Annotated in this window: 17 protein-coding genes, 1 tRNA gene and 3 riboswitches; of the genes, 3 read left to right on the top strand and 15 right to left on the bottom strand. The window is 29.6% G+C overall.

What is annotated here, in order from left to right; all coding sequences use genetic code 11:
* Nucleotides 1-11 precede the first annotated feature (11 nt).
* The 9 genes from CHL78_RS12920 to CHL78_RS12885 form a co-directional block, all read right to left on the bottom strand.
* On the bottom strand, nucleotides 12-854 hold the full coding sequence (locus CHL78_RS12920; RefSeq protein WP_094368104.1) for a L,D-transpeptidase family protein: 843 nt from the start codon (nucleotides 852-854) through the stop codon (nucleotides 12-14).
* A gap of 127 nt (nucleotides 855-981) precedes the next feature.
* Entirely contained in the window at nucleotides 982-2,148 is a 1,167-nt protein-coding gene (locus CHL78_RS12915) for a macrolide family glycosyltransferase (protein WP_094368103.1), read from the bottom strand.
* A gap of 36 nt (nucleotides 2,149-2,184) precedes the next feature.
* A complete protein-coding gene (locus CHL78_RS21615) occupies nucleotides 2,185-2,610 on the bottom strand; it encodes a helix-turn-helix transcriptional regulator (RefSeq protein ID WP_094368102.1) in 426 nt (141 codons plus the stop codon).
* A 165-nt stretch (nucleotides 2,611-2,775) separates the two neighbouring features.
* Nucleotides 2,776-2,949 carry a hypothetical protein gene (locus CHL78_RS21000; RefSeq protein WP_199534048.1) on the bottom strand — a complete coding sequence of 58 codons (174 nt, stop codon included), beginning with the start codon at nucleotides 2,947-2,949 and terminating at the stop codon, nucleotides 2,776-2,778.
* A 61-nt stretch (nucleotides 2,950-3,010) separates the two neighbouring features.
* Nucleotides 3,011-3,487 carry a GNAT family N-acetyltransferase gene (locus CHL78_RS12905; RefSeq protein WP_094368101.1) on the bottom strand — a complete coding sequence of 159 codons (477 nt, stop codon included), beginning with the start codon at nucleotides 3,485-3,487 and terminating at the stop codon, nucleotides 3,011-3,013.
* A 59-nt stretch (nucleotides 3,488-3,546) separates the two neighbouring features.
* On the bottom strand, nucleotides 3,547-4,287 hold the full coding sequence (locus CHL78_RS12900) for a class I SAM-dependent methyltransferase (RefSeq protein WP_094368100.1): 741 nt from the start codon (nucleotides 4,285-4,287) through the stop codon (nucleotides 3,547-3,549).
* 169 nt (nucleotides 4,288-4,456) lie between these two features.
* Nucleotides 4,457-4,885, bottom strand: coding sequence for a hypothetical protein (locus CHL78_RS12895; protein WP_094368099.1), 429 nt, complete (start codon nucleotides 4,883-4,885; stop codon nucleotides 4,457-4,459).
* On the bottom strand, nucleotides 4,875-5,087 hold the full coding sequence (locus CHL78_RS12890) for a helix-turn-helix transcriptional regulator (protein WP_094368098.1): 213 nt from the start codon (nucleotides 5,085-5,087) through the stop codon (nucleotides 4,875-4,877). Before CHL78_RS12890 ends, CHL78_RS12895 begins: the two co-directional genes overlap by 11 nt.
* Before the next feature lie 287 nt (nucleotides 5,088-5,374).
* On the bottom strand, nucleotides 5,375-6,058 hold the full coding sequence (locus CHL78_RS12885; RefSeq protein ID WP_094368097.1) for a 5'-methylthioadenosine/adenosylhomocysteine nucleosidase: 684 nt from the start codon (nucleotides 6,056-6,058) through the stop codon (nucleotides 5,375-5,377).
* 620 nt (nucleotides 6,059-6,678) lie between these two features.
* Between CHL78_RS12885 and CHL78_RS12880 the strand changes: the two genes are divergently transcribed.
* Nucleotides 6,679-7,719 carry a PTS sugar transporter subunit IIC gene (locus tag CHL78_RS12880; RefSeq protein ID WP_094368096.1) on the top strand — a complete coding sequence of 347 codons (1,041 nt, stop codon included), beginning with the start codon at nucleotides 6,679-6,681 and terminating at the stop codon, nucleotides 7,717-7,719.
* Between the two features lie 51 nt (nucleotides 7,720-7,770).
* On the opposite strand, the gene gcvPB is transcribed toward CHL78_RS12880, so the two are convergent.
* From gcvPB to CHL78_RS12865, 3 genes are all read right to left on the bottom strand, one after another.
* Nucleotides 7,771-9,225, bottom strand: coding sequence for an aminomethyl-transferring glycine dehydrogenase subunit GcvPB (gene gcvPB / locus CHL78_RS12875; RefSeq protein WP_094368095.1), 1,455 nt, complete (start codon nucleotides 9,223-9,225; stop codon nucleotides 7,771-7,773).
* Nucleotides 9,225-11,768, bottom strand: a complete 2,544-nt coding sequence (gcvPA, locus tag CHL78_RS21450) for an aminomethyl-transferring glycine dehydrogenase subunit GcvPA (RefSeq protein WP_094368094.1) — start codon at nucleotides 11,766-11,768, stop codon at nucleotides 9,225-9,227. The genes gcvPB and gcvPA overlap by 1 nt, the downstream gene beginning before the upstream one ends.
* A 158-nt stretch (nucleotides 11,769-11,926) precedes the next feature.
* A riboswitch (glycine riboswitch) is annotated at nucleotides 11,927-12,032 on the bottom strand.
* A gap of 90 nt (nucleotides 12,033-12,122) precedes the next feature.
* On the bottom strand, nucleotides 12,123-12,506 hold the full coding sequence (locus CHL78_RS12865) for a hypothetical protein (protein ID WP_094368093.1): 384 nt from the start codon (nucleotides 12,504-12,506) through the stop codon (nucleotides 12,123-12,125).
* A 343-nt stretch (nucleotides 12,507-12,849) separates the two neighbouring features.
* On the opposite strand from CHL78_RS12865, the gene CHL78_RS12860 reads away from it, so the two are divergent.
* Entirely contained in the window at nucleotides 12,850-13,524 is a 675-nt protein-coding gene (locus CHL78_RS12860; RefSeq protein ID WP_094368092.1) for a Crp/Fnr family transcriptional regulator, read from the top strand.
* Between the two features lie 43 nt (nucleotides 13,525-13,567).
* Here the strand turns inward: CHL78_RS12860 and CHL78_RS12855 are convergent.
* The 3 genes from CHL78_RS12855 to CHL78_RS12845 all read right to left on the bottom strand — a co-directional run bounded on the left by CHL78_RS12855 (nucleotide 13,568) and on the right by CHL78_RS12845 (nucleotide 16,866).
* A tRNA-Leu gene (locus CHL78_RS12855) sits at nucleotides 13,568-13,651 on the bottom strand.
* 59 nt (nucleotides 13,652-13,710) lie between these two features.
* Nucleotides 13,711-14,901 (bottom strand): pentapeptide repeat-containing protein, encoded by a 1,191-nt coding sequence (locus tag CHL78_RS12850; protein ID WP_094368091.1) that lies wholly within the window; start codon nucleotides 14,899-14,901, stop codon nucleotides 13,711-13,713.
* 216 nt (nucleotides 14,902-15,117) lie between these two features.
* The gene (locus CHL78_RS12845) at nucleotides 15,118-16,866 is read right to left on the bottom strand and encodes a Na+/H+ antiporter NhaC family protein (protein ID WP_094368090.1); all 1,749 of its coding nucleotides are present in this window, start codon (nucleotides 16,864-16,866) and stop codon (nucleotides 15,118-15,120) included.
* Nucleotides 16,867-16,991: 125 nt separating this feature from the next.
* Nucleotides 16,992-17,164, bottom strand: a riboswitch (Lysine riboswitch).
* Nucleotides 17,165-17,336: 172 nt separating this feature from the next.
* Nucleotides 17,337-17,441: riboswitch (SAM riboswitch) on the top strand.
* Nucleotides 17,442-17,526: 85 nt separating this feature from the next.
* On the opposite strand from CHL78_RS12845, the gene CHL78_RS12840 reads away from it, so the two are divergent.
* Nucleotides 17,527-17,796 (top strand): MetQ/NlpA family ABC transporter substrate-binding protein (locus CHL78_RS12840; protein WP_243446439.1); only part of this gene is annotated, 270 nt, incomplete at its 3' end.

The following is a 17,796-nucleotide window of genomic DNA, read 5'->3' as shown; positions in this document are numbered from 1 at the left end:
TATACATTAAACTAATTTATAATTATAGTAGTTTTATCTAACACATTATCATAAATCCACTGAGCATTTTCTACAGCCAATCGAATACATCCATGACTCAAAGCCATTCCAAGTCTATCATCAGTTATTTCAGTTCCAGCTGCATTAAATAAAATTGAATGATAGTAGTAGCTTCCTCGAATTCTAGTAGCGTATTTTACTCTATAAGTATCAGAACCAAAGTAAGGTTTTCTACCATTAACATAAAAAGTTCCCTCGATAGTTGGTGTACTAGGTTTGCCTATTGTACATGACCACTTGTATAGTAATTTCCACAAACCATCATTATTTTTTTCAAATACATAAGTAAGTTTATTTTCTAAGTCTGTTGTAATTAAATTTGTAGTAGGGCTTTTAATTTGATTGTCATTTACAAACATAGTCATATCCGTATAAAAATACTCAAAATCATATCCCTCAGGCGGATTTCCATCATCAGAAAGGAAATAGCTAAATATATATCCTTCTTGATTGTCATACATAACATGGCTCCAGTCTCCATTTACAGATAGCACTTGAACTATAGATTTCGGAAGAATTGTAGTTACTGGATTTGACTCGGCAGATGGGTAAGATCTTAAAGTAACATCTGTCCATGTATATTTTGTTTTGGATAAATAATCACTATATACATATCCTCTTTGTCCATTATATGATACTTCATACCAATCTTCTTCACCATCGATAACTTGAACCATAGACCCAGCAGGTATTACAGTGATTATATCTGCAGAAGTAGATTTTTCTTTTCTTAGGTTAGTATTAGCTAGAGTGTATTTATATAAATTCGGTTGTCCTCTTTTATATTTTTTCATGCTTCACCTCAAAATTTACTTTTTATAATATATTATGAGACTTTTACTTTATTTAGCACTATTATACTCAAGACTAAGTAATACAAATTTATCAACTATTTCAATCTCATACATTAGTAGTAAATTTTTAATTTATAACCTTTAATATTGCATCAACTGCTTTTTTTGATCCTCCTGCATCCTTAAAGCTTTTTGCTAATTTATCTGCAGATTCTTTGTAGTTATTATTGTTCATAACTTGTAGTGCATTACATCTAATATATTCTGACTTATTTTCATCTAACATAATCCCTGCACCTAGGTCATAAACTCTCTGTGCTACCATTCTCTGTTCTGAATGATTGGGAAATAATACCATTGGCACTCCATAATACAAGCTTTCATTAACACTATTCATACCACAATGAGTAATAAATACATCCGTATTTTGAAGAACTATAACCTGCTCAACGCTGTTTTCTACTTGAAAGTTATTCGGTATATATCCTAACTTTTTAATATCAGTATCCTTACCAACAGACATAACTACATCAACTTCACACTCTTCAAAAGCTTTTATACAGTTTTTATAGAAATTGATATTTTTATTATTAACAGTTCCAAGTGAAATATATATTTGCTTCCTAGTTCTTTCTTTAGACTCAATAATAGTCTTGGATACAGATGGACCTACAAAAAAATACTTATTGGAAAAAGTCTCTACCATTGGTTGAAATGCCTTTGATGTATATACAATAGTATTTGTATCATTATCATTAGTAACCATAGAAATGAAATTTTTAACCTCATATCCACTTTTTCGTAAAAGCTTTATTTTTTTATTAATACGACCCATTCCCAAAATTATACGCATAATTTCACCAAAACTTTGCTTCATCATCTTTGCTGTATAATTATTAAATGCAAAAGTTGTTGTAGAGCATACATATGAAATATTTAGTTTTTGTGCAAATAGCTTCCCCCAAAAACTTAAGGAGTCTGATACAATACAATCTGGATTAAATTCTCTAAGCTCTCTACAAACTTTTTCATCTAAAGACAAGGTAGTATCAACAACCATCTCAATTAGTGCAGAAAAATCTTTACCAATTTTTTTCTCATCTCCCAAACGTAATTCTGGAAGATATTCATCACAGCAAATACATTTTGCTCCAGTAGATTCAATTTTATCTTTAAATTCATTAAAAGAATAATATAATACTTTATTACCTCTGTCTACTAAGTCACGAACCACCTCAATTGTAGGATTAGTATGACCATATGCAGGAATACTGAAAAACACTATTTTACTCATATATTAACCATCCTTTTTATAAGTTTTACTTAAGAGTCACTCTTCTTTAGTTACTATACCTATGTTTCCTATAAAGTTTATCAAGTCGCGTTCATGAACAATTCCAAGCCCTCTTTCTTCATCTCCTAGTACCAATAATCTATCACCTGATTTTATATTAAACACTTCTCTTGCATCTTTGGGAATAACAATCTGACCACGCTCTCCAACTACAACAGCTCCAAAGAAATACTTTCCTTTAGGTGGTACCATAAGACCAGATATTTCTTCCGAATGATTAACCAAGTCGTCTAGTCTGACATTATATAATTTTGAAAGTCTGATGCAACTATCTATATCAGGAGTAGATTCTCCATTTTCCCATTTTGCTACTGATTGTCTAGAAACATTAAGTTTATCAGCTACGTCCTCTTGTGTGTATTGATGGATTTTTCTTAATCTTTTTAAATTCGTATTAATCATATTTTTCATACCTCCTTTATTTATTGTATACAGATTATAGCTTAAATTCTATCAACTAACCTTAACATCTATGTATATATTTATATATTTTATATTATAAAAAAGAATTGGACCAAAATATCGCAAATGAATATTTTAATCCAATTCTTATGTTCTTACATGCTACTATTTCTCATCATCATCTTTTGACTGTTTAAAAATATACATATCAACTATTACTCCAAATAACAATCCAAAAGATATTCCAATAGCCAGTTTATTAAATATAACACCAAAAGCAACACCTAGACAAAGCCCTACACCGAGATAAGTCCCTCCAGTATTTTCTTTATTTCTCAAAAGTATATTTCCCCCTTGTTTTCTTAAATCTGCTTTTACTATCTATTTTTTACATGCTTATTTAATTATCCAAATACATCATAACTTTTTTCATTATAAAATATCTAACTAATTTATCATCTTCTTTTCTCTCTGTATTCCTATAATACATAAACCCAGCTTTTTCATAAGCTTTTATTGCACGCTTATTCCAATCTACAACTTTTAAAAATATGTATTCTCCACTATACTTCTTTAAACTAATTAACTCATCTATACATTTTTTTACAAATAAATCTCCAATTCCACTCCCACATAAACCAGGCTTCAGAGACCATCCAACCCACATATTATCATCGATTATTTGGCATGCCACTTGGCCAATTATATCTCCACCATTTACTAATGCAAATTGCTCATTTCCCCACTTATCTTTATTTATCAAATAATTATTTAGATGTAAATCATATATATTGTATGGCTTTTCATACTTCCACGAAAGTAACTCTTCTATAATATCATCATTAACATCAACTAATTTATATACATCAAAATTCATAATGCTTCCCCCTTAAAGTTGCATAACTTCTATATATATTCATATTAATATAAGTACTATTACATACAACCATCAATATTATTTAGATCTTTAGTTAAAATAACGTGATTAAAAAATGAAATATTCTTATACTCCTCTATCTCACAAACTCTCATCTCAACTTCAAACATCTTCTCCTGCCAACTTAGTTCAGTTTTAATCTCATTGTCCTGCTGTAAAGCCCAAAAGGTTCTTACACCATAAACTTTTTCCAAATTGAAATACCTTGACCACTTCAGTATCTCATCATTATGATAATAATTTACCTTGCCAAAACTCATTACCTCAATATCTCCACCATCTAATAGCATCAATGCTTCATCTATATTATTTTCAAATACAACCTTTTGCATAATTCTTCCTACATGATTATGCTTTACAATAGAAAGCTTTCCTTTGTCTTTAAGAATACGAGAGATTTCTTTGATTATATCCTCACGTTCATCTGCATATTCTAATACATTATGACAAACAACTACATCAAATATTTCTCCTTCTATTTCTTTTAATCTTTCAATACCCCCTAGTATCTGAGTATAATTATTTTCCTTTTCTCTTATCTCTAGCATATCTATATTTGGTTCAATTGCTGTAACATCATTTGTTTTAGCCAAATAATTAGCTGTTATCCCAAATCCACTTCCAAAATCTAGGACTTTCATCCCTTTTACCAAAGATAATTGTTCCCATACCATTTTATAAAATAAAATTCCCCAAGGTTTTTTTGTATTGTCCAAGTAATTCTTCAAATCATCTTTCATAACTATTCCTCCCACAAAAAAATCCTAAAGCTTAATAGTTCTTCTGCTTTAGGATTAATGATTTTATATTTTCTTCTTATAATATGATTATATCATAGTGCTAGACTTTACTAACTTAATTGTAATATTAATAGCAATACAAATCTATAAAATAAATTAAATGTTCTACTTAAAGTTCCTTATTATATTTATTCATAAGCACTATCCATATAATATATTTCGCTAAGAATACCCCTAAAATAAGGAATATTAGCCAAATTGGGTACCCCATTACAATACAGATATAGGCAATTAATAACACAAGCCAGTTAGATATGTCTCCAGCCTTAGCACTTGCTTTATCTCTTATAAGTTCATTTCTTTCATCTTTATATTCAATCTCCATCTGTTTAGACTTTCCAGGTATTTTCTCTATGCGCTTAATTTTATATAAACTACCTAAAGCCCCTCCTATTAATCCAAAACCTAAAGCAAAAACTAGTGTAGATAATCTTGAAATCATATCTCCCCCATCTACAAAAATTGTGGATAATAAACCAACTATCGCCAACACTATTCCTAATAACATAATAATTAAACTCTTTTTCTTATCTAGCATCTTTATCCTCCTCCTCATATATAAATATTTCTTCAATTGACATATTAAAATATCGTGCAATTTTAAAAGCAAGCATAATCGAAGGATTATATCTTCCTTTTTCTAAAGAACTAATAGTCTGCCTAGAAACCTCTAATACAGTTGCTAGTTCTTCTTGGGTAATTTGTTTTTGTTTTCTAATTTCTTCTAACCTATTGTTCATATATAATGCACTCCTTCTTAATATTATGTAAAGTTAACTTTACATATATTGATAGTAGCATATATTTCAAACTCATGTCAAGTTAGCTTTACATTTAATATTATAAAAGTTTTATATTTATATAACCCCTTAGATTGGTAATTTAGTAAATTCTATGTACATACTAATCTAAGAGGTTATTTTATTATTAACTATAGTATTCAAAACACAATTTTAAGTGTGGTCTTTCTAAGATTATCTTATTTATATTGTTAACTGAGGATTTGTGTTTTATTAATACTTCTTACTTAAATACGCTCTAACATTTTTTCTAAAATATTAATAGAGTTAATAGATACTGATACACAGTTATCTTCAAATATATCTATACCACTTTGAGTTGGTGTATCTGTTATTGACCTTATTGCTAAAAATGGGATATTGTTCACATGGCATACATGAGCAATACTTGCACTTTCCATATCTACACAAAGAGGATTATATTTATTAATTATTTCGTTACGACCATGATCACTTATAAATGCTTCTCCTGTGACAATCTTACCAAATAAGATTTGCTGTTTAAATATATTAAGCTCTAATACTTTCCTACACAATTTAAGAAGATAACTATCTCCACTAAAATAAATACTTTCCATCCATGGATGATATTCTGTCAATATACCTTCATCAACATCATGGTATGCTACTTCTGTAGATATAACTGTATCTCCTATTTTTAATATTGAATCAATACCTCCTGCCACTCCAGTTACTATAATATGAGTAACATCAAACCTATCTATCAATATTTGAGCTGCAATTGAAGCATTAACCTTACAGACACCAGAGTATAATGCTACAACCTCTATATCTTTATAATTACCACTATAAAATGTCAACATTGCAAATGATTCTAATTTCTTATTTGAGATTTTCTTAATAAAAGGCATAATCTCATCTTCTGATGGACCTATAATTCCAAATTTCATAAATTTCCCCCCATATCTGATTACTATATAACTCACTTTAATAATCTTTTACCTATTCTCATATATTAATATTCAATATGTACACTTATTTCTATACTTGAACTATATCTTCATCTTGTATATGTATTTATATTTTCATATATTAGACATTTATTTTATATAAAAAGTTTTAAATTTTATATATATTATTAATTTATTTCCCAATCAAACCTAAAAACAATAAGGTGATTCGAGTTACCATTTCCTGTAACTTTAACACTAATAGATAATTAAATCATATTATTCCTTCTGTTTTAATTATATGTGATATCTTACTTAACAAATGTGCTATTCTACTAAAAATATTCAGAATAGTTATAAATCTTATTATTTTCTATATTTTTATAAGCATCATTATAAAAATATTATATTTCTTAGTTTCAAGTCTATTGAATTATCAATGTGTTCGTTATTTTTTCGACAAAAAAATATATTTTTGTCGAAAAAAGTATTTACATTTTTTATTCTTTCTCCTATAATTGTAATTGTCCAGGTAACACATAAGCCCTTTACGGACAGGGGAAAACAATACCAAATTAGGTATACGTAATTATATTTTTATATTGTAGGAGGTAACCATCATGGTTCAAATTTTAACAGGTACTGCTCTATTATTAGTAGTATTAGCATTATTTACTTTATTCAGTTACAAAGCTCCACAAGGTATGAAGGCAATGGGTGGTCTTGCAAACGCTGCTTGTGCTAGTTTCTTAGTTGAAGCTTTCCACTTCTCATTCTTTGGTGAAGTTTTAGGAATCAAATTTTTAGAAAACGTTGGGGCTGCAAACGGTTCTTTAGGTGGAGTTGCTGCTGCTACTCTAGTACCTTTAGCATTAGGTGTTTCTCCAGTTTATGCTGTATTAGTTGGTTTAACTTGTTTAAACTTTAAGATATTACCAGGTTTCATAGCTGGATACTTAATATCTTTCGTTATAAAGAAAATGGAAGAAAAAGTTCCTGCTGGTCTTGATTTAATAGTTATAATAGTAGTTGCGGCTCCTTTAACTTATTTAATAGGTTCTGTAACTAGCCCAGTTGTAAATGGTGTATTAGAAACTGTAGGTTCAGTATTAACTTCAGCTTCTTCTGCTTCTCCAATATTAATGGGTATAATACTTGGTGGATTAATAACAGTAGTAGCTACTGCTCCACTTAGTTCAATGGCTTTAACTGCTATGATAGGTTTAACTGGTCCTCCAATGGCAATAGGTGCATTAGCAGTATTCGGTTCTTCTTTCATGAACTTCGTATTCTTCTCAAAGATGAAGTTTGGTACAAAGAAAGACAATATAGCTGTTGCTATAGAGCCTTTAACTCAAGCAGACTTAATATCTGCTAACCCAATACCAGTATATGTTACTAACTTCATAGGTGGAGCTATGTCTGGTGTTATAATAGCTATGATGGGTCTTACAAACATGTCTCCAGGAACTGCTACTCCAATAGCTGGTCTTGCAGTAATGTTCGCTTACAACCCAGCTATAAAAGTTATAATAACTGCTGCTGGATGCGCTTTAGTAAGTATACTTGCTGGATTTATAGGACATGCAATATTCAAAAACTACAAAATAACAACTGCTGATGTAGTTCGTGGAACTAAATCAGAAGAAACAGCTGCTTAATTATAAACAGTTAAAACCCGAGATTTAATATCTCGGGTTTTTTTATTATATTTATTTTTTCCAAGTTAAAATAGGAATCTTTACAGCTCTCGAATCATCAACTCTCTTAACAATAGTATTATGAGGAGATGTTCTTAAAAGCTCTGGATTTTCCATCGCTTCAATAGCTATTTTTTTCATTACATCAATAAAGCTATCTAAAGTCTCAAGACTTTCACTTTCAGTAGGCTCAATCATAATAGCTTCACTAATAATAAGAGGGAAGTAAATAGTAGGTGGATGATATCCATAATCAAGTAATCGCTTAGCAATATCAGTTGTTTTTACCTCACTATAGCCCTTCTCAATTCCACCTAATACAAATTCGTGCTTACATAATATATCTATTGGCAAATAGTAAAACTCTTTTAATCTTTCTTTTAAATAGTTTGCATTTAAAACAGCCATTTCACTACTTTCTTTTAATCCATTTCCACCCATACTTAATATATAAGTATAAGCCCTCACCAACACTCCAAAATTGCCATAGAAATTCTTAATCTTTCCAATTGATTTTGGTTTATCATAATTTAGTAAATACTTATCTTCTACTTTTTCAACTACTGGTACTGGTAAAAACTGAATTAAATCTTTCTTAACTCCTACAGGTCCACTACCAGGTCCTCCTCCTCCATGTGGTGTAGAAAATGTTTTATGAAGATTTAAATGAACTACGTCAAACCCCATATCTCCAGGTCTAGTAATCCCCATAATAGCATTCATATTTGCTCCATCGTAGTATAAAAGCCCTCCAGCTTCGTGAACAAGTTCTGATATTTCTTCAATATTTTCTTCAAATAATCCAAGTGTACTAGGATTAGTAAGCATAAGCGCTGCTACTTCATCATCTAGCACTTCTTTTAATTTATCTATATCTACTGCTCCATTTTTATCTGATTTAACTTCTACTACCTTAAAGTTTGCCATATGTGCACTTGCTGGATTTGTACCATGAGCAGAGTCTGGTATTATTACTTTTTTTCTGTTAAAGTCTCCTCTACTTTCGTGGTAAGCTTTTATCATCATAAGCCCTGTGTACTCTCCATGAGACCCAGCTGATGGTTGAAGAGTTACTGCATCCATACCTGTTATTTCAGCAAGCATATTTGATAAATCATACATTAAATTTAAAGAACCTTGCACACTCTGCTCTGGTTGATATGGATGTATTTCTGTAAAGTTTGAATTTGATGCTGTATCTTCATTTACTTTAGGGTTATATTTCATAGTACAAGATCCAAGAGGATAAAATCCTGTGTCTACACCAAAGTTTTTATTACTAAGCAGAGTGTAGTGTCTTACTAAATCTAGCTCACTTATCTCAGGTAGATTTAACTCACTTTTTCTAAGCATATTATCATCTATAAAATCATTTGCTTTAGAATCTTCAATATCAAGCTTTGGAAGCGAATAAGCCTTTCTACCTTTTTTAGATATTTCTTTTAGTGTACTATTATATTCTCTCATTACATTCCCTCCACTATTGAAACTAACTTATCGATTTCTTCTTTGCTTCTTTTTTCAGTTACACATATTAGTGTAGAATTATTTAGATTTTCAAAGTCTTTTTCTAATTCATATCCGCCTAATATATTTTCCTCTAGTAATTTATTATTAATATCTTTTACAGAAGTATTGCTTTTAACTACAAACTCCTTAAAGAATTGACCTTTAAATACTGGCTCAAATTCTGAATTATTTATTAACTGGTTATATGCATAGTGAGATTTTTTCAAACATAAATCTGCAACTTCTTTAAGCCCTTCCTTGCCCATAGTTGCCATATATATTGATGCTGTAAGAGCATTTAATGCTTGATTTGAGCAAATATTAGACGTTGCTTTTTCTCTTCTAACATGTTGCTCTCTAGCTTGTAGTGTAAGTACATAAGCCTTATTTCCATCAGCATCCAAAGTTTCTCCTACTATTCTACCTGGCATTTTACGTGCAAATTTTGATTTAGTTGCCATAAACCCTATATATGGACCTCCAAAGTTTAGAAGATTCCCTAAAGATTGAGCCTCACCAACTACAATATCTGCTCCTATCTCACCAGGCGTTTTTAATATTGATAGTGATATAGGGTCTACACTCATAATAAGCATCGCTTTATTTTCATGAGTTATTTTTTCTATTTCATCCATACTTTCTATAATTCCAAAGAAGTTTGGATTTTGAACAAGTACACAAGCTGTTTCTTTATCTACTACTTCTTTTAGTTTATTTATATCAGTAATTCCGTATTCATTACAAAAATCTACTTCGATTATTTTTGTATCATTATATTGCATATAAGTTTCTAATACTTTTCTAGTTTCTGGGCTAGTAGTTTTTGATACTACTACTTTTTTTCTTTTAGTTTGAACTGTTGCCATTATACATGCTTCAACTGCTGCTGTAGCTCCATCATACATGGATGCATTTGATATTTCCATATCAGTTAATTCTGCTATCATTGATTGAAATTCAAATATTACTTGAAGAGTTCCTTGACTTATCTCTGCTTGGTATGGTGTGTATGCTGTATAAAACTCGCTTCTACTTGTTATATGTTTTATAAGTGATGGAATATAATGATCGTATGCACCTGCTCCTAAGAAGCAAGTTAGTTTTTCTAAATTGATATTTTTGTTTGCTAGTTTTTTTACTTTATTTACAACTTCTAGTTCTGATTTAGATTCTTCTAAATTTAAGGGTCTATTTAACTGTAATTTCTTTGGTATATCATCAAATAGATTTTCTATAGAATTTACTCCTATTGAGTCTAACATCTTTCTTTTGTCATCCTTAGTTGCTGGTATATAAGAAAATTCATTGTTGCTATTACTATCTTTATTTTGCTTATTTTCTTCTATCTCTTTTTCACTTTCTTTTGTGATTGCCACTTGATTACTTTGAGCTTCTAATGACTTTTTATACTGTTTTTTATAAAAAGGTCTTTTAACTATTTTTGCCTTAACAACTTTCTTCCTAATTACTATTTCTATTTCATCTCCTATATTTGCATAGGTTGATTCTATTATTGCAAGACCTATTGCTTTATTTATAGTAGGAGGTACACTACCTGTAGTTACAAATCCAATAGTTTTATCTCCACTCTTAATCTCATATCCATGTCTAGCTATTCCCTTACCTATTAATTCAAAGCCTATAAGTTTTCTTCGTACACCTTTTTCTCTCTGAGCTAATAGTGATTCTTTACCTATAAAATTATCTTTGTTTAACTTAACAAATATAGAAAGACCTCCTTCTAGCGGCGATATATCCTTTGATATTTCATTTCCATAAAGAGGTAGGCAAGCTTCAAACCTTAATGTATCTCTAGCACCTAGCCCAATTGGCTTTATATCTTCTTTACCAACAGTTAATATTTCATTCCATATATTTTCTGCATCCTTATTCTCACAATAAATCTCAAAACCATCTTCTCCAGTGTATCCTGTTCTTGAAATCATACATACTGCACTACCTATTTTAACCTTTGGATTCATCTGAAAAAACTTAATACTATCTAAATTTATATCTACAATATTTTGAAGTATTTCCTGTGCTTTTGGACCTTGAATTGCTAGTTGGCACACTTTATTGCTTATATTTTCTATTTCAACTTTATAATCTGAACTATTTTTTAATATCCAATCAACATCTTTATCAATATTACCAGCATTTATAACTAGTAAATAATCTTCTTTATTAAACTTATAAACTAATAAATCGTCTACTACTCCACCATTTTCATAACACATAGTAGTATATATAACCTCATCATCTTTAAGAGTACTAATATCATTAGTTATTAAATTTTGAACAAACGCTTCAGCTTCACTTCCCTTTACTGTAACCTCTCCCATATGTGACACATCAAACAACCCTGCACTATTTCTTACACTTTCATGTTCACATCTCATACCTTTATACTCTAATGGCATTTCCCATCCTGCAAATTCAAAAAACTTTGCACCATACTCCTTGTGAGTATTAAATAAAACCGTTCTCTTCATTGCTTCCATTTAAATACCTCCAATATTACTTAATTAGAATTTATAAAAAAATAAAAAGAGAGTATACAAGCATAGCTAATAAAGCTGCCTATATACTCTCTGTTTGTAGACCTGAAAGTTTTACTTCTTCGGTGATTTATTATTTATAATAAATCTTTCCAGAGTTCCATCAATTAATGATATCTTTGCCTGAAAGTTTCTTTAAGAATTGGCAATTCTCAAATTGCTTCTTCGGCTTCTTTATAAAATAAAGACATCTCTCATTAATCTCAATTGGATAATATTTCATTTTTAATTACATTGTATGAATTTAATTTTAAAATGTCAATTAAGTTAAAAAAATATCATCATAATTTTATAATTTTATTTTTCTTGATTTTGTAACTCTTCTTCATTTTCTTGTACATCTATTTTACGAAATAATAGTTTTGATAAAAAATATCCAAGTGACCAAGAAATAATATAAACTCCAATGTAAATTGATGCCGAAGTATTTAGGTAAATTACCATAATTACAATAAAAGTTACTAAAGATATACCTAGTGATAAAAATATGTTTATTCTGTTTTTACCTGATAAAATCCCTTGCATAAATATTAAAGTAGGAAATATAAGCACCAGTGATAATACAAAGAAACCTTTAACATCTAAGTGACTTATAAATGAGATTTCTCCAAATGAAATTATAGTTGCTAAAATCATTAATATAGATGGAAAAATAATAATACCAATATCTTTCTTTTCCATAAACCACTCCCCTAATATATGTGTATATTTAATAAACTACACATATTGAATATATTTATATCTAAGCTTGTCCTTGTTACTATTTACCTTATAATTATTGTAATTTTTTTTATTATCCCTTACACTATAATTTAATATATAAATTGCGACAAAGTAGATGTTGTATCTTAATTAAATTGCATAATCATAGATATTTTTATATTTATTACACAAATTAAAATGTTAACTTATATTAAAAGCTATAATGCTTTAAAACATAACGTGTAATTATAATAAATTAAAAACATATAGTTTATATATATTCCATCAAAACAAAATTTGATATATAAAAGAGGTGATTTATATGATTAACTTAGATTCTATTTCAAATAAGTATCCTTTTCTAAATGCTTTAGATAACAATACTAAAGATTTAATCAAATCTTCAGTAATAATAAAAAACTTTGAACCAGATTACACGTTAATTCATGAAGGAGATTCTTGTATAGGATTTTCTCTTATACTAAAGGGGTCTATAAGGGTATACAAACTTTCAGATAAAGGTAAAGAAGTAACACTTTATCGATTATCTTCAGGGGACACTTGCTATTTATCCATGTCTTGCTTACTCAGTAATACAAGCTATCCAGCTTTTGCTGAGGTGCTTGAAAGTACACAAATTGCATTTATACCAAGCAATATTTTTCATAATTATGTTTACGATACATTAGAGTTTCAAAAGTTCATGTTTAACAATCTTTATTCAAAATATAATGAAGTATTAGATGTTTTAGAAGAAGTAGCATTTGAACGAATGGATGTAAGAATTGCAAAGTACTTACTTCTCTCTTCAAAAAAATCTAACAATACAAAGTATTTATACTTTACCCATGAGCAAATATCAAAAGAGCTTGGAACCAGTAGAGAGGTCGTAAGTAGAATACTTACTGATTTTAAAAATAAAGATGTTTTAATATCTCAAAGAGGAAAGATAACTATTACGGATTTTGATAAGCTTGAATCTATCAGTAATTTATAATAAAAAAGAACTATTAAGCAATTAAGCTTAATAGTTCTCTAATTGGTGCGGATGAAGGGAGTCGAACCCCCACGCCATAGGCGCCAGATCCTAAGTCTGGTGCGTCTGCCAATTCCGCCACATCCGCGAATATTTACTACTCTTTAATAATAACTCATCTCCCACTTTTTAGCAACATTTTTTTATCTATCTTACTATTTTTCTTGTTAAAGTACCAATACCAAGCCCCATCATTATAATTCCTATTATCATTTCTGCATTTGAAATCATGTAACTTAGCTCTGATGGTTTTCCATTATTTACACCAATTCCACCAAACATACCTGTACTTAGGTTTAAGGTTTCATTGAAATCTTTTAAGAATTTAGATAGTGACATTCCACTCATATTAAATAAACTATAATTTATATCTTTTCCTTCCATACTTACACCTGTAAATAAATATAAGAACGCGAAAAATATAATAATTCCTATCCCTGTGTATAAAGCAAACTCTGGACGTTCTCCATAACCACAAGTTATCCAACTTATATAAGAAGCAATTTTTGGCCAAAAGTCTAATGTCTTTCTTTCTGTTGATTTTCCCAAGTAATAATATTCTCCAAAGTTATTATTTAGGGTATTTTCTTTAAATTTATCTGCAAGAGTTTCATAAGTCATATATATTCCTTCATACTCTTGTCTAGTTTTTTCCACAGGCTGTATTTTATCAAAGAAAGTTTTCTCATCAAACTTAGTTTTATATTTGTCATTAAAATCTAAATCTTTAATATATGTTTGTAAAAATTTTGCTCCACATAAGTCACAATCTTCAAATGTAACTACATCTAACTCACAGTTATGAATAATAGTACTTCTCATCATAGTTTGTTCAATAGATACATTTTTCAACTTACATTTTTCAAATATTGCATAAGACAAATCAGTATTTAAAAATTTAACATACATATCGCAATTATTGAATTCACATGAAAGATTATCTTTCTTATTTAATGAAGGGGTAGATTCTGCGTCTTCCTTTATTAATATACAATTTTCAAATACTACTCCACCTGCAGCAAAATTACAATCTTCAAATGTACAGGCAACAAATCTACAGTCTAAAAATTTAACATTTAAAAAACTGCAATTTATAAACTTTGTAGCAACTATATCTTCTTTGCATATAATATGAAAATGTTCTTCGTCAAATACACCTTTTTTTCCTATAAGCTCACCTTCAAATGTATTGTAGCAATACTTATTATGTGTTTCATAGCCCTCTTGCTCATCTTTATGTTTTAGTAAGTATCTATGTAATTGGTCATTATTGGTTCTTCTCTTATGTAGCTGTTTATCTGCAGCATAATTTTCTTCCTTAAAATTTATATAAGCCATATTTTAACTCCTTTTACTTCTATTGTATTGATTGTATAAAAATTTAACATAATTATATGACTTATTATTCTTCCTTTACTATTTTTCTATACTATAATTAAATCTTAATAATTAAATCAAAGATTTATGTTACCTAAACAACATATGAGCAGAGTACTTGAAGTTTACCTAATAAAAAATAAGAGCTATACTAATAAGTATAACCCTTACTTTTATCTATTTTTGAAGTTCTAATACTAGCTCTTCTTCACTTAAATCTACTCTCTTACCAAATATTTGTACTCCCACAAACACTGCTACTAAAGCAAGTGGTAATACTAAATAAACAGAAACTCCAAGTCCTGCTGGTATATATCCAAATAAAATTGTTATAGCACCAACAAACAATGCATATGGCATCTGAGTCTTTACATGGTCTATATGATTACACCCTGCACCCATTGATGATAAAATAGTTGTATCTGATATAGGTGAACAGTGATCTCCAAATATTGCTCCTGTTAAAACAGCACTTGTACTTACTATTATAAATGACATCTCAGGATTTATTGAGTGTGCAAGTGGTACTGCAAGTGGCATAAGTATTCCCATAGTTCCATAAGCTGTACCTGTTGAGAAAGATATTATTGCCCCTAATACAAATATTAAGCTTGGTAGTAAAAATGATGGGAATGATCCAGATAATAATTGTATTAAATACTTAGCTGTACCCAGCTCTTTTATTACTGAACTTAATGACCAAGCAAGTATTAATATAACTCCTGTTATAACTAAAGTCTTCATACCATCTACCCACACTTCTATTGCTTCTGATACTGTGAATATTTTCTTACCTACAGCCATAACTATTGCAACTATACCTGCAAGTAACGCTGATTGGAATAGTGCTACAGATGCATCAGATGCACTAAATGCCTCTCTTATAGCTTCAAATGAGAACGGAGAATTTGTAAATAATTGAATAAGTTCTTTATCTTCTCCACCCATTATTCCTGAATATCCACTGTAGTAAAATGCTACTAAAGCTGCTACTATTAAAGTCCCTATAGGAATAATAGCATTCCATATACTTAATTTTACACCTTCTTTTGGTTCTAACTCAGAATGATCGTTTGATACATTTTTATTGTCTGTTGCTTCTAATGCAATACTTTCACCTCTTCTAGCTCTTAACTCTGCTTTTCTCATTGGCCCAAAATCTTTTAATAATAAAGCAGTAATAACTATAAAAGCTAGTATTAATATATTGTAAAATCTAAATGGTATAGTACTTAAAAATACTCCAAATGCATCTGCCTCTACTCCTATACCACTAAATGCATCTCCTATTAACCCAACTTCAAGACCTATCCATGTAGATATTATTGCAAGACCTGCAATTGGAGCTGCTGTTGCATCTATTATAAATGCTAATCTTTCTCTAGATATTTTCATCTTATCTGCAACTGGTCTCATCATAGGACCGATTATTAATGCATTTGCATAGTCATCAAAGAATACTAATAATCCAGCAAACCAAGTTATAATCTGCGTTCCCTTTGCAGACTTTGCTCTTTTTGCAAGTGCTTCAGCTATAGCCTTAGCTCCACCCATTTTAGCAACTAAGTTGATTACTCCACCTATTGCTAAAACCTGTAATATTATACCTGCGTTCCAAGGATCTGCTAAAGACTCTAGTGCTCTATTAACAACATCTAAAAATGCTAATACTATTGCGTGTAATACATTAGTCCCTGATAAACTAATTATAAAGCTACCTGACATTATACCAATAAACAATGAAACAACAACATTTTTAGTAATAAAAGCAAGTATTATTGCAATTACTGGTGGTATTAAAGTTATAATTCCAAACTTCTGGGCATTAACTGCTGCTACGTCTACCTCTGCTGCAAAAGCAAATGGTACTGACATAATAAAAATCATAAGTGTAATAAATAAAATTCTAAAATTTCTACGGTTCATAAGAACTCCCCCTTAAATATAATTTTAGTGAATGGTCGAGGGTATATTTGTAATAAAAAAGAGCCTCGAGTTAACACTCAAGGCTCATAATATACTACAAATAAATCTATCTATAATAAAAATCCTTAAATGATAGCTCACCACAATTACTTGCGACAGTAATACATATATTCTATGTATCCCCAGTTATATAACCTCAAAGCGTCAGTTATACACTTCGGCGATAATTCCTTTCCTAGTAAGTCATTGTGCTTACCTCGTTACTAGTACTAATAAGTATCGCGCCTCTACCTCTTAAATTCACTTTTTAATTTTCTATGATTATGAGTATATATCAACTTATTTTATTTTGCAATATATTTTTTAAATTTTTACTCAAAACTAAATATTTAATATCTTTTAAATAATTCTGAATTTTTTATTTACATTTTTTTAAATTAATGATACTATAATAAACATAAAATTTAATACTCTTATCCAGAGTGGTGGAGGGACTGGCCCTATGAAACCCAGCAACCAGTATATTTTATATACATTGGTGCTAAATCCTGCAGTATTTTACTGATAGATAAGTATAAATTTGCTTACAAAGCCTGAGTTTATACTCAGGCTTTTATTATTTTCAAGAAATTATATTATTACAACAAGGGGGAATTTATTATGAAATTCAAAAAATTATTAGGGTTAGCATTATGTGCTACATTAAGTTTATCGGCAGTTGGTTGTTCTTCATCAAATGCTGATTCTGGTAACGACAAAAAAATTGTAGTTGGTGCAACTTTAGTTCCAGCTGGTGAGTTATTAGAGGAACTAAGACCACAAATTGAAGAAAAAGGATATGAGCTTGAAGTTAAAATATTTAATGACTATATAGTACCTAATACTGCTCTAAACGAAGGTGATCTAGATGCTAATTTATTCCAACATGAG

Origin of the sequence: Romboutsia weinsteinii, assembly GCF_002250835.2 — a bacterium.
Lineage (GTDB): Bacteria > Bacillota > Clostridia > Peptostreptococcales > Peptostreptococcaceae > Romboutsia_A > Romboutsia_A weinsteinii.
This window is presented reverse-complemented; position numbering and strand designations above follow the sequence as displayed.

Bases quoted from the DNA above. Each gene is read 5' to 3' on its own strand.
- CHL78_RS12920 (WP_094368104.1), bottom strand. From the start codon at position 854: ATGAAAAAATATAAAAGAGGACAACCGAATTTATATAAATACACTCTA.
- CHL78_RS12915 (WP_094368103.1), bottom strand. From the start codon at position 2,148: ATGAGTAAAATAGTGTTTTTCAGTATTCCTGCATATGGTCATACTAAT.
- CHL78_RS21615 (WP_094368102.1), bottom strand. From the start codon at position 2,610: ATGATTAATACGAATTTAAAAAGATTAAGAAAAATCCATCAATACACA.
- CHL78_RS12905 (WP_094368101.1), bottom strand. From the start codon at position 3,487: ATGAATTTTGATGTATATAAATTAGTTGATGTTAATGATGATATTATA.
- CHL78_RS12900 (WP_094368100.1), bottom strand. From the start codon at position 4,287: ATGAAAGATGATTTGAAGAATTACTTGGACAATACAAAAAAACCTTGG.
- CHL78_RS12895 (WP_094368099.1), bottom strand. From the start codon at position 4,885: ATGCTAGATAAGAAAAAGAGTTTAATTATTATGTTATTAGGAATAGTG.
- CHL78_RS12890 (WP_094368098.1), bottom strand. From the start codon at position 5,087: ATGAACAATAGGTTAGAAGAAATTAGAAAACAAAAACAAATTACCCAA.
- CHL78_RS12885 (WP_094368097.1), bottom strand. From the start codon at position 6,058: ATGAAATTTGGAATTATAGGTCCATCAGAAGATGAGATTATGCCTTTT.
- CHL78_RS12880 (WP_094368096.1), top strand. From the start codon at position 6,679: ATGGTTCAAATTTTAACAGGTACTGCTCTATTATTAGTAGTATTAGCA.
- gcvPB (WP_094368095.1), bottom strand. From the start codon at position 9,225: ATGAGAGAATATAATAGTACACTAAAAGAAATATCTAAAAAAGGTAGA.
- gcvPA (WP_094368094.1), bottom strand. From the start codon at position 11,768: ATGGAAGCAATGAAGAGAACGGTTTTATTTAATACTCACAAGGAGTAT.
- CHL78_RS12865 (WP_094368093.1), bottom strand. From the start codon at position 12,506: ATGGAAAAGAAAGATATTGGTATTATTATTTTTCCATCTATATTAATG.
- CHL78_RS12860 (WP_094368092.1), top strand. From the start codon at position 12,850: ATGATTAACTTAGATTCTATTTCAAATAAGTATCCTTTTCTAAATGCT.
- CHL78_RS12850 (WP_094368091.1), bottom strand. From the start codon at position 14,901: ATGGCTTATATAAATTTTAAGGAAGAAAATTATGCTGCAGATAAACAG.
- CHL78_RS12845 (WP_094368090.1), bottom strand. From the start codon at position 16,866: ATGAACCGTAGAAATTTTAGAATTTTATTTATTACACTTATGATTTTT.